This is a genomic window from Chryseobacterium lineare (assembly GCF_977014045.1).
The window spans coordinates 390215-402363 of sequence record NZ_CDRNIQ010000001.1; the positions used below are offsets into that span (position 1 = coordinate 390215).

A 12149-nucleotide genomic window follows, 5' to 3' on the forward strand; every position below is an offset into this window, starting at 1 on the left:
AAAAGTGGATCATTTACAAGCCAATATTTTTGGTTGGTTTTAATTGTTTTTTGATGCTTTTTGGAAGCGCATCTTTATGAACCAGAATTGCTGTTGATTTATACTCAACATAAGGTCTTGTCACATAGATATACCCTTCGAAATCATTCGTTACGCCCCATGAGTTTTTCACCATATAATATTCTTTTCCGCTTTGGTCTTTTGCCAGACCTACGATGTGCATTCCATGGTCGTCGGTAGTAGAAAGATTATTCAAAGCCTGCTGACGCATATCTTCCGTGATGGTTTTATCTTTTTTAGGCTCCGTGAATAGGGTTCCTTTGTTGTCTTTGTTGATCTCATCCAGATTCATGTCAGGAACATAGGCAACACCGTTTTTGTAAGAGAAATACGGCTCAGAAACATCGGTAGCCCAACCAACGGAATATCCTTTATTTACGGCATTATCAACAATGGCAGTCAGGTCTTTCATCGGTACATTCCAGTCAGAATCATGGCTCCAGTTGTCAGGAATTGGCACTACGAATTTCTGATAATATGGATAATCTTTGTAAGAAGAAATTTCTACATAATCTTCAGGATTAATTCCTACGACTTCTTTTGCAAATGTTTGAGGAGTGTAAGATTTTCCTTCATAGGTAAAATTGGAAGGAACTTTTCCTAAATATTGATCCAGAATAGCATCTACGGAAGACATCCAGTTGTCGGTAAGCTTTCCTTTAGCTCCAGCCTGAACAAGACTGTCTAAAACAGGTTTTAATTTACCCTGCATTTCAGAGAAATTATTCGTTGTCTGTCCCTGCTTCAATCCTGTATAGGCATCCTGAGGAACGGCTCCGTATTTTTTGTACATATTGATCACATCATGCAATTCTCCACCGTCGCCCCAGCTGATCGCTCCGTTGTTTAAAACATATAATTTCGCTTTATCGTGGTAAGAATTTCTCGCAGTAAAAATTTCAGCGAGATCAACAGGTTTTTTACCCATTCTCTGCATTTCAGATTCAAGGAAAGAGTTTCCCGAATAGCTCCAGCACGTTCCTGAAGAACCCTGGTTTTTAACTGAAGTAGCTCCAACGTCTTTCAACGTGGTGAACTGGAAATTGGCATTTTGAGACTGATTGTTTTTTAACTTGTTGATTAAGTCATCCTGAGCAAACATCATACTTCCTGCAGACAAAACAAAAAGTAATGATACAAATCTGGTATTTTTCATTACTGTAAAAAGATTATTTATACGAATAGTCGTTCATAGTAAAGATTTGTTACAGGCGAAAAGGTTAAATCTGTTTATGGTTTTTTATGAAAAGATAAAGAGATTGGTAAAATTTTCATTGCCGATGTTATATCTATTTTTTCCGATGCTTTATATACTTTGGCGGAAGGCTCATATATTTTAGAGGATGCTTTATATACTTTTGACAAAGCCATAAATATTTCGGACAAAGCATTGTTTTTTTTAATGTAAATGATATTCTATCTTAAGCAGTTTTTATAAAGAAAAAGCTAACAATAGTTTTTAAAAATCTTTGATTTTTGTTCTTTTGAAAGCTTTGATAAGCGCATAAAACTTTTTATTAGTTTAAACATTCTATTTATTAAAATAAAACCAGCTGGAAAAGACTTACAATAAATCTGTTATCTTTCAACTTAATAATATTAACGCAAAGTTTGATCATCATTCTGTTTATTTTTAAGAAAGTAAAGTATGGCGGCAAAGCCGCTGATTAAGCATACGTATGATGCATACGCTTAATCAGATCAGCTTGCTAATCCTTTCTTTGCTCCTATCATATGCATAAGGGATAGCAACTTTGCGTTAAAAAAAGCACAAACCAGCTTGAAAGGACTTTTTTCTTTTGCTTCCTCTCATTATCATAAAAAGATAAGAAACTTTGATTATAAAAAGCATAAAAGAAAGTTGAGTAATGCATCAAATTTTAGTTTAAATAGGTTTATTTTTAAAAAAAGTTTACTATGTTTCCAACCTTTTTACAATCTTCTGCATCTATGTAGATATAAATCCTGATGTATGGAACGAGAGCTATTATTGGAATGTCAGCGGAATGACCGCAATGCGCAGCGGAAAGTCTACGAAAAGATGGCAGGAAAACTGTACTCGGTTTGCAAACGCTATCTGAAAAACGACGAAGATATCGAAGAAGTTCTGGCCGACACTTTTTATAAGATCTTTACTAAAATAGATCAGCTTCATCAGCCGGATGTTTTTGAAGCGTGGGCCAGAAAAATTGCCGTCAATGAATGTCTGCAGAAGCTTAGGGCTACGAAAAAGCTGCATATTTCGCTGGAAGAGAATCATGTAAGTTTTACCGATACGGCAATTGAAAATATTTCTTTTGAAAAGGATATCCTCAGTCTCCTGAACTTTCTGCCGGAAGGGTGCAGGGCTATCTTTAATCTTTTTGCCATCGAAGGCTATCCTCACAAAGAAATTGCAGTGATGCTTTCTATCAGTGAAGGAACCTCAAAATCACAGCTCAATTTCGCAAGAAAAAAACTTCAGGAACTTCTGGTGAATCAAAACATTTAAACTTGACAACAATGGAAAATAATCACGATATCGATAAAACTTTTAATGAAGCTTCTAAGAATTTGGAAGAACCTGCGACTTTTCCCGGGTTTGACAAAGTTTGGGCGAAGGTTGAGGAAAGACTGGACAAAAAGGAAGAGAAGAAACGGAAAATTATTCCGGTTTGGATCCCTTACGGGATTGCTGCCAGCTTATTGATGGTATCCGGGATTTTCTATTTTACTCATGAAAAGGAAAATAAGGAAACGGAACATGAGGTAATCACAACCAATACGAGTATTCGGGAGGATATTTCCGCTGAACCTTCAGCATCTGTGCAGAAGATTGACAGTATGGTAAAGATGAATATTAAAAACAAAACCTTACCTGCATCTTCAGAAAAAATAATAGCGTATCAGGCATCTCCAAAAAAGACAGCTCTTTCGTATTCTCCGATGTCTGAAATGAGCACTCCCATAGCATCTCATCAGGAGGTTGCACAGGCTGCGGAACAAAAGATAATGGCGATGGATAGTTTAAGACGTCAGAATATCGAAGAAGTGATTGCCATAGGGATAAAAAAAGAAAAAGCTTCGATGAATGCCATGGCTTCAAGCCAGAAAGTTTCCGGTTTTAATACGGTGGGAGATACTGCAGAATCCTCTTATTCAAATCTTGCATTCAATCTTAAAGAAAAAGAAACGGAAATTAAATCTTATAATAAAGTCTACACAAAAGCACAAAAACCGTTAGCATTTAATCCTGTTACAGAAAACCGCTTAGCTGAAAAAGCAGATACGAGTAGGTTTAAAATCACTCCGGGATTACATACCAATGTTGAATCGGAAAGATCAAATAAGGCAGAGGGCTCCATTAGTATCCGGGGAACAGCTCAGACGAATCAGAACCCGATGGTTGTTATTGACGGTAAGGTTTCTGATATGGAAACTTTCAGAACTTTAGATTCCAAAAAGATTGATGAGGTAATTGTCTTGAAAGGTGATAGGGCAGCATTTTTATTTTCCGGAGAGAAAACCCGTAATGGTGTAATTGTGGTCATTACCCAATCTATTTCCAGAAAAGAAAAGAAAAAACTGAAAAAACTTCTTAATGAGAATATAACTGAAAATAAACCTTAACCATTTGAAAACTAATATTCTTTCAATATAAATCTTATAAGAAACTTCTACGGAAGTTTCTTTTTTTCTTCTGATAAAGTGCAACCTTCTCGATAAAATGAATCTTTTGTATAAGAAGTTTAAATTTAAAGTAACAATATGAAAAAAATAGGTGCAACGATATTTGCAATAGCTTTATTGGCAGGATGTAAAACAAAAACTATTTCAGCATCAAAGGAAATAAAAAAGTTCAGCGTTGAAAAAGATAAGGATCAGGATGGTATCAGAAACAGCCGCGACAAATGTCCTGACACAGCAGGACCTATTGAAAATAAAGGCTGTCCGTGGCCGGATATGGATAATGACGGTATTCCAGATAAGGATGACCAGTGTAAAGATGTTGCAGGGCCTGTTGAAAATAAAGGTTGTCCGTGGCCGGATACAGACGGAGACGGTGTTACAGATAAAGACGATGCCTGCCCGACTGTTGCAGGACCCGCAGAAAATAACGGCTGCCCGTGGCCGGATACAGATGGCGACGGTATTCTGGATAAAGATGATGCCTGTCCTACCGTTCCCGGACTTCCGGAATATAATGGCTGTCCGAAACCGAAAACGATGGTGGCCATGGAAATTGAATCTTCATTCAGACCGTATGTAGGAAAGTCATATAACAATAAACGGTTTAGTAAGAAAACAGTAAAAAAAGCGGCAAAGAAATATATTGATTATGATCATGAAGAGTATGATGCATTGGTGGAGAATCCTTTTGAGCTGACTAAGAACCAACCGTTGTCAACATTTTCTATTGATGTGGACAACGCTTCCTATTCCAATGTCAGAAGAATGATTGGATATGGAGAGGTTGATAAAAATGCTGTGAGAATCGAGGAAATGATTAATTACTTTAAGTATAATTATCCTCAGCCCAAAAGTAACCGACCTTTTTCTATCAATACCGAACTGGATCAGGCACCCTGGAATCCCAATCATAAACTGCTTAAAATAGGATTGAAAGGAAAAAATATTCCTATGAATAATCTCCCTCCATCCAATATTGTATTTCTGATTGATACCTCGGGTTCTATGGAAGAAGAAAATAAGCTTCCGCTGCTAAGATCTTCATTAAAGATTTTGCTGGATCAGCTAAGACCCATAGATAACGTTGCGATCGTTGTGTATGCGGGAAGCGCAGGTGTTGTTTTGTCTCCGACTTCCGTTGCTGAAAAAGGAAAAATAATAAAAGCGCTTGATCAGCTGCAGGCAGGAGGAAGTACTGCCGGCGGAGCGGGGATCGAGCTGGCTTACAAACTGGCTCAGGAAAATTTTATAAAAGCAGGAAATAACCGTGTCGTTTTGGCTACAGATGGAGATTTCAATGTTGGGGTGTCTTCCAAAGGAGATCTTGAAAGTTTAATTGAAGAGAAAAGAAAATCGGGAGTTTTCCTTACCTGTCTTGGCTACGGAATGGGAAATTATAAAGACAACAGAATGGAAACCCTGGCGGATAAAGGGAACGGGAATTATGCCTACATCGACAATCTGCAGGAGGCCAATAAGTTTCTGGGAAGAGAGTTTGCAGGAAATATTTATACGATTGCAAAAGATGTAAAAATTCAGATTGAATTTAATCCTAAATATGTAAAATCTTACCGGTTAATAGGATATGAAAACAGGAAATTAAGAAATGAAGATTTTGAAAATGATAAAATCGATGCCGGAGAATTGGGTAGCGGGCATACTGTAACGGCATTGTATGAAATCATTCCGGCAGATATTCATTCCGGATTTTCACCAAAGCAGAGTAAACTTAAGTATTCGGCAACTTCGACTACACAAAAATTTGGTGATGAATTGGGAACGATAAAGTTCAGATATAAGAAACCGAGGGGATCGAAAAGTTCGGAAATTGTTGAGACTATAAAGCATTCAGATACTCCGAATGTAAGCACCGATTTTAAATTTGCTTCCGCTGTAGCATGGTTTGGCCTGGTGTTAAGAGATTCAAAATTAATTAAGAAAAAAAGTTTAACAGATATCGAAAGTCTTGCAAAACAGAATACGGGAAAAGATACGGAAGGTTACAGAGCAGAATTTGTCGATATGGTTCATAAGTATAGAGGTTTTCATAAGTAAATATAAGTTAGGTGGAGCAGGCGTTGTAAAAAATGTCTGCTTTTTTTTAAGAACAGTATTTGTAGAATCATTCGGGAAAAATGTATCTTTTTTATCTGTGATAGGGTAGGTTTTTGTACTTTTAAGGGTGTTAAAAACATATCATGAAAAATTTCAGTTATCTGTTCAGGCTTATAATTCCGGCATTTGCATTTATTGGTCCGGGACTCAGTGCCGGAACTCCGGAAAACACACTTAAAGTTTTCAGAAAATTTTCTGAAAAATTACAATTTGTAAAGACAATCTCCTATCACTATACAAGAGAATTTATCTATCCTGCAGAAGATTATCACAGCAAATCGGAGGGTGAAATGTATATTGATTTCAGCAAAGAAAATGATCTTACAGGATTCCGGTATCAGTATAAGGACGAAACCGGCTTTTCCGTATTCAATAATGCTGAACTTTTTGAAACGTCTGAAGAAGACCGGACCATTCAGATTAGTACCAAACTTAAGATTTCGGATTTTGAGGGGCTGTCTGCACTGTACAACTCCATGATTACAATGAGGAATATGCTACCGACCGTTATTGCAGACAGAAATATGGTGAAGCAGGTTAAAGATACTTTAATCGGAAAAAAAACATTTTACCTTCTTAGCTTTCAAACCCAGAATATGTATCCTGATTACCTTGGGTTGGCGTTTAAAAAAACTACGCAAAAAATAATATTTCATAATAAGATAATTGTTGATAAGAAAAGTTTCCTGCCGGTGAGTTATATTCAGCTTAAAGAAGGAAGCAGGGACATCAACAGGACGGATTTCTCCGATATTAAGCTTGATCCGGTGACTCCAGAAGAGAAAAGCTGGTATTATTCAACCTACCTGAAAGACTACAAAGAAGTGAAAAAGGAATTGGTAACGCCTATTAGTGTCGGCTCACCCGCCCCGGATTTCACCCTGATCCAAAATGATACCGGAGAAAAAGTAAGCCTGAGTAACTTCCGGGGACATCCGGTATTGCTGGAATTCTGGATCAAGAACTGCAGCTACTGTATTAATGCTGTTCCTGAACTCAATACACTAAATACGAAGTACAGGCTTTCAGGCTTAAAAATATGGGGTATCAATACAACGGACAGTCAGCAGGCCATCAATCAGTTTGTACATCGGCAGAAAGTAAACTATACGGTTTTGCTTGGCGATGCAGCCGTAGGTAAAAACTACGGGATATCCGCATTTCCACAGGTCGTACTCATTGATAAACAGGGTAGTGTGATTTATTCCGGAGGTTTGGATATGTCGGTTCTGGATGCTTTGATTCGTAAAAATTTATAAGTATTGTTTTTACTGATAGAAATTAATTATTTAATTTTCAAAAATTATTGAAAGTTCAAAATATTTAATTATATTTGTATCAGAAATTAAAAAGTAACAAAATGCAACTTTCAGAAGCAAAAGAAAAATATATTCAGACCTGGGGAACGTTGGCAACCAATTGGGGAATCAACAGAACGATGGCACAAGTTCATGCTTTGCTTTTAGCTGAAGGAAAACCGCTTTCTACAGATGAAGTGATGGAGAAACTTTCTGTCTCAAGAGGGAATGTCAATATGAATATCCGGAATTTAATGGATTGGGGGTTGGTAAGAAAAGAGCTTGTGAAGGGTGACCGGAAGGAATATTTTGTAGCGGAAAGAGATATGTGGTATTTGTTTAAACAGCTGGTAAAAGAGCGTAAGAAAAGAGAAATCGAACCGGTTTTAAATTCAATCTCCGAATTGAAAAATATTGATGAAAAAACAGAAGATGCACAGAAGTTTACTGCTTTATTGGAAGAAATGGAGAGCGTAACCGGGAAAGTATTTAGCATTATGGATCTGGCCATAAAAAGCGACGATCACTGGCTGGTCGGCAAAATTACCAGCTTATTGAAATAGAAAGGGACAATGATCCTTTTTTATTTCAGTTAAACTTTCAAAAATTACTGAAAATATAAAAATTACAAGATGTTTAATATTGTTTCATATATCATCTTTCTGGCAGCCAGCTTTTATATTACCATAGATGTCGGAAGAAGATGCTATCATGCAGGAAAGCCGTATCTGGAATATCTTATTCATGATACAGATCTTTGTCTCACGATCAACAGAATACTTTTAGGTTGCTATTATCTGATCAATCTTGGGTATATCGCGATCAGCCTTACGAGCTGGAACAGGGTAGAATCTATTGAGCAGTTGCTTACGGTAACGGCAATTCGTGTTGGAAATATTATGCTGATTCTTTGTGTTCTGCATTACCTCAACATTTTTACTCTCTATGTTTTAAGAAAAAATTTAACTCTAAAATAAACTATTATGACAGCAACCATCTTAACCACCGCAACGTACAATTTTTCAGCTTACATGATTTATTTACCTATCGTAATAACGCTTACTGTTTTTGTATCGCAGTTTCTATTTAGGAATTCAAAAACTTTTATGATTGACATTTTTCATCAGAAAGAGGACATTGCCATGGCAACGAATTCATTGTTCAAAATAGGGTTTTATCTCCTGAATATAGGCTTTGCGCTCTGCATTATTGAGTTTTACAGAATAGAAACTCTTGAAAGTCTCGTAGTAGATATGAGCGAAAAGATTGGTAAATTTTCAATTTATCTCGGAATAATGATGCTTCTCAATCTTCTTCTTTTTCTAAAAGGCCGCAAACATGCCATCAACAAAGAAAAACAAATCAGAAATGAAAACACTCATATTTAAAATCTGGATGTATTTCACATTCAAACTACAAAACAAAAGAACAAGAGGAGATTTTTTAAACCTTTAAACTAGTAGCCATGAAAATTTTACTAAAATATGATTTACGGATCCAGCAGACGGTAATCCTTCTTTTTATAGCAACATTATTAATGGCATTAATAATTGAAATTGATTCTGGTTTTACGGTGATACTAATTGAATTTTTTCTTATCGCGTTCGTTCAGTACACTTTGAATCTGTTAAAATTTTACAAGAAACATTATCCTCGAACGCAATCCAGAACAGTTTATATTTTTGTTTCCAGTTATGTGGTTATTACTTTTCTGTTTTTCGTTCTGCGCCGTTTTTTAAATTTAGATTTTTATTGTGATTTTATTGACTGGATGCCGCTTTCATGGATCATTCTATCACCTGTCCTGATCTTACAATCTTTGATTATCAGTTTTTATGATAAAGAAAAACTAGAATTAAAAGACAATTGATATGGTAACAATTTATTTAGAAACAATAATCAAAGCTGATATCTATAAAGTTTTTGATTTGGCAAGAGACATTGATTTGCATCAGAAATCAACTTCCAAAACTAATGAGACAGCAATTGCAGGAAGAATTTCGGGACTTATTGAAGAAGGAGAATCTGTGACATGGAAGGCAGAACATTTGGGTGTTTATCAGACTTTAACCATAAAAATTGTTAGTATGGAAAAACCGTATCAATTTACTGATGTTATGCAGAAAGGGGCTTTTAAATCAATGAAACATCAGCATATTTTTAAACACAAAGATAAAAATATACTCATGATTGATATTTTTGAATTCGAATCACCTCTTGGAATTATAGGCAGAATTTTTAATAGATTATTTCTTAAAAATTATATGAGGAATTTTCTTTTAGATCGAAATAAATTAATTAAGGAAACCGCAGAAATTAATTAAATAGTCTACTATCAGCTGAAATTTGTATTATTTAATACGATCAAGTTGAACAAACAATTATCAACCATCAACAGTTAACCATTAACCATCAACCATAATATCATGAAAATAATCATCGCTGCCGGAACCGGATTTCTCGGGAAAAATCTTGAAACATATTTTGCAAATAAAGGTCATGAGGTTATTATCCTCACCCGAAATCCAAATCGATCAAATGAATATCATTGGGATGGCAACACTTTAGGAGAATGGAAAAATCTTTTTGAAAATGCAGATGTTTTAATCAACCTGGCAGGAAAGTCAGTCGATTGCAGATATACTGACAAAAACAAAAAGGAAATTTATGATTCAAGAGTCAACAGTACAAAAATTCTTCAAAAAGCTGTTGATCAATGCATCAATAAACCTAAAGTTTGGCTGAATGCCAGTTCGGCAACAATTTATATTCACTCGGAAACTCATCTGAATACTGAGGAAAATGGAATTATAGGCGATGATTTTTCGATGAATATCTGTAAAAGCTGGGAAAAAGAATTTTTCAAACAGGAAATAGAAAATGTAAGAAAAGTTACTTTGCGGACTTCCATCGTATTAGGAAATAACGGCGGGGCCTTTCCAAAACTTAAAATGATTACGAGGTTAGGTCTGGGCGGAAAGCAGGGTAGAGGAAACCAAAATGTAAGCTGGATCCATATTCATGATTTCTGTAAGGTTGTTGAGTTTATCATTGACCACGAAAATATTTCAGGTTGTATAAATGTCACTGCGCCTAATCCTTTATCGAATGATGCTTTCATGAAAAAAATGAGGAAAGCAATGAAGATTCCATTTGGATTAAATGTTCCTGTCTGGCAGTTGGAATTTGCTTCCCTATTTTTGAAAACCGAAACCGAATTATTATTAAAAAGCAGAAATGTTTATCCGGAAAAGTTAATGCAAAATGGTTTTAGGTTTTCGTATCCGGATATTGAAAGAGTTTTTAGGGATTTATTATCACCCAGAAGTATTAATTGATTTCCGAAATGTTTATTTTATCAACATTTACCAGGTTATTATTATAGCAAGTCTGACCAAGTATGTCAACTATATTCTGTGGCAGTTTTTTTAATTTTAATGGAATCTCTGGACTCGCCACTAAGTGGTAATGTGGATCTGAGAAATTATTTGGATACGTTTTATCAAAAGAATATAGTCCTTTTTTTGTCATAAATACATAGTCTTCTAAATATCTTTTATTAACCCCTGAACCAAATATTTTAATCAATATACTGTCTAATTTTGGATTGATCACTACTTCGGATATTTCAGGCAAACTTCTAAAAAATCCATATAAAATTTCATTGTTTTCTTTAGATCTGGCAACAGATTCTGGTAATTTACCACCTGCTGAAGCCATAAATCCTATATGTTCACTATCAGTGATAAACCAATCTACATCCATGGTTTGTTGTTCGATTTCTGTTATTATCATGATTTAATTTTTTTGTAAATTGACTGATGCTGGAAGTTTAATCTAAAGGATTTCACTACATCAACCTTGCATGAGATACCTTGGTTTATATTTAATTATTTGTTATTCAGTATCTTAGCTTCCCTTGTGTTCCAATCTAAAAAGGATAGTAATTGTTTTATTCAAGAACTTCTATGCTGCTGCCATTATGAAAATAACTCAACCTTGTATTTCCCAAATGATCTACATAATTGTAAATATACTTATTATTTTCAAAATTTTTAAACCCACCGCATTGCAGTGGGTTCTTTATTATTGCTCACAGATTAAAAAGCCGAGAGATCAGCATTTATTGCATCCTTTCTAAAATGAAGTTTTCTTCGATAGAACCTTTTTCGATAAATTCTTGAAACACCCTTATTGATAAGTCTAATTTACTAGCATCTCCTGCAATATAGAAGATATTGTCTTCAAACTTATATCCTAACCAATTGTCATCAGAAATTTCAAATAACCTCCATTCAATTGGGATGATGTCGCTTTTCATTAAATCAATTTCTATACTCCATCCTGGATTATCTATAGATTCGATTTTTATAATAACTTCATGTTCCCAATTACCATCAGTTTGCTCTTTAAACCATTTTTGTAACCAATCTATCATATTATTATGGATTTTTTTTAGGCATATCTACTCCTGGGATAGCTGGGCGAACCCCTCCATTCTCCTGTACATGTGGAGTTTCTGTTTTGACACCTGTTTTTTTATCAATATGTGCGGCTCCTTTATAATCAACTCTTTTAACTGTTTCAAAGCCAACACCTTTACTATTTTTATTTGGATTATTTTGATTAACCCTATAAGTAGTTGAACCTCTCTCATTAATAACTGTATGGTCACCAATTGCAGTAACCCACCGCAATTGCGTTGGGTTCTTTATTACTGTCACAGATTACAAATACGCGAGATCGAGGTTCTTAAGTATTGTTATAGAGATATATTGTAGCAAGTGCATATAGTAAAACATTTACTATTAAATGAAAAATATTTAAATCTTTAAAATTTCTTTTTATTATTATTCCAGCTAAAATAAAATGTAATAGAATAGTTGTGAAATAAAGCATCCAAATTTTAAACTGGTGCTTTTGACTATTACTTGCATATCCTAATAAAAAACAGGAAAAATACCAAATAATTATAAAGATCAATAATAACAATATATTTAAAAGATA

General features: G+C 34.9%; 14 protein-coding genes. 10 read left to right on the plus strand and 4 right to left on the minus strand.

Annotation, left to right across the window (positions count from 1 at the left end; translation table 11 throughout):
* Positions 1 to 13: 13 nt before the first annotated feature.
* Positions 14 to 1216 carry an aminopeptidase C gene (locus ACWNCI_RS01745; protein ID WP_449386936.1) on the minus strand — a complete coding sequence of 401 codons (1203 nt, stop codon included), beginning with the start codon at positions 1214 to 1216 and terminating at the stop codon, positions 14 to 16.
* An 816-nt stretch (positions 1217 to 2032) separates the two neighbouring features.
* Here ACWNCI_RS01745 and ACWNCI_RS01750 point away from each other — a divergent pair.
* The 10 genes from ACWNCI_RS01750 (at position 2033) to ACWNCI_RS01795 (ending at position 10480) form a co-directional block, all read left to right on the plus strand.
* Entirely contained in the window at positions 2033 to 2551 is a 519-nt protein-coding gene (locus ACWNCI_RS01750) for an RNA polymerase sigma factor (protein ID WP_346985819.1), read from the plus strand.
* 11 nt (positions 2552 to 2562) lie between these two features.
* Positions 2563 to 3669 carry a hypothetical protein gene (locus ACWNCI_RS01755; RefSeq protein WP_449386937.1) on the plus strand — a complete coding sequence of 369 codons (1107 nt, stop codon included), beginning with the start codon at positions 2563 to 2565 and terminating at the stop codon, positions 3667 to 3669.
* A gap of 138 nt (positions 3670 to 3807) precedes the next feature.
* Entirely contained in the window at positions 3808 to 5784 is a 1977-nt protein-coding gene (locus ACWNCI_RS01760) for a YfbK domain-containing protein (protein ID WP_449386938.1), read from the plus strand.
* A gap of 143 nt (positions 5785 to 5927) precedes the next feature.
* Entirely contained in the window at positions 5928 to 7103 is a 1176-nt protein-coding gene (locus ACWNCI_RS01765) for a TlpA family protein disulfide reductase (protein WP_449386939.1), read from the plus strand.
* 101 nt (positions 7104 to 7204) lie between these two features.
* Positions 7205 to 7705: a GbsR/MarR family transcriptional regulator gene (locus ACWNCI_RS01770; RefSeq protein ID WP_449386940.1), complete on the plus strand. Its 501-nt coding sequence runs from the start codon at positions 7205 to 7207 to the stop codon at positions 7703 to 7705.
* Between the two features lie 69 nt (positions 7706 to 7774).
* Positions 7775 to 8119: a hypothetical protein gene (locus ACWNCI_RS01775; protein ID WP_346985813.1), complete on the plus strand. Its 345-nt coding sequence runs from the start codon at positions 7775 to 7777 to the stop codon at positions 8117 to 8119.
* 6 nt (positions 8120 to 8125) lie between these two features.
* Entirely contained in the window at positions 8126 to 8530 is a 405-nt protein-coding gene (locus tag ACWNCI_RS01780; RefSeq protein ID WP_346985812.1) for a hypothetical protein, read from the plus strand.
* Positions 8531 to 8607: 77 nt separating this feature from the next.
* Positions 8608 to 9012: a hypothetical protein gene (locus ACWNCI_RS01785; protein WP_449386941.1), complete on the plus strand. Its 405-nt coding sequence runs from the start codon at positions 8608 to 8610 to the stop codon at positions 9010 to 9012.
* A gap of 1 nt (position 9013) precedes the next feature.
* On the plus strand, positions 9014 to 9466 hold the full coding sequence (locus tag ACWNCI_RS01790; RefSeq protein ID WP_449386942.1) for an SRPBCC family protein: 453 nt from the start codon (positions 9014 to 9016) through the stop codon (positions 9464 to 9466).
* A gap of 102 nt (positions 9467 to 9568) precedes the next feature.
* Positions 9569 to 10480, plus strand: coding sequence for a TIGR01777 family oxidoreductase (locus ACWNCI_RS01795; RefSeq protein ID WP_449386943.1), 912 nt, complete (start codon positions 9569 to 9571; stop codon positions 10478 to 10480).
* Here ACWNCI_RS01795 and ACWNCI_RS01800 read toward each other — a convergent pair.
* The 3 genes from ACWNCI_RS01800 to ACWNCI_RS01810 all read right to left on the minus strand — a co-directional run bounded on the left by ACWNCI_RS01800 (position 10473) and on the right by ACWNCI_RS01810 (position 11866).
* Positions 10473 to 10937, minus strand: a complete 465-nt coding sequence (locus tag ACWNCI_RS01800; RefSeq protein ID WP_449386944.1) for a hypothetical protein — start codon at positions 10935 to 10937, stop codon at positions 10473 to 10475. The genes ACWNCI_RS01795 and ACWNCI_RS01800 overlap by 8 nt on opposite strands.
* A gap of 328 nt (positions 10938 to 11265) precedes the next feature.
* On the minus strand, positions 11266 to 11580 hold the full coding sequence (locus ACWNCI_RS01805; protein WP_449386945.1) for an Imm53 family immunity protein: 315 nt from the start codon (positions 11578 to 11580) through the stop codon (positions 11266 to 11268).
* 4 nt (positions 11581 to 11584) lie between these two features.
* Positions 11585 to 11866 (minus strand): hypothetical protein, encoded by a 282-nt coding sequence (locus ACWNCI_RS01810; protein ID WP_449386946.1) that lies wholly within the window; start codon positions 11864 to 11866, stop codon positions 11585 to 11587.
* Between the last annotated feature and the right edge of the window lie 283 nt (positions 11867 to 12149).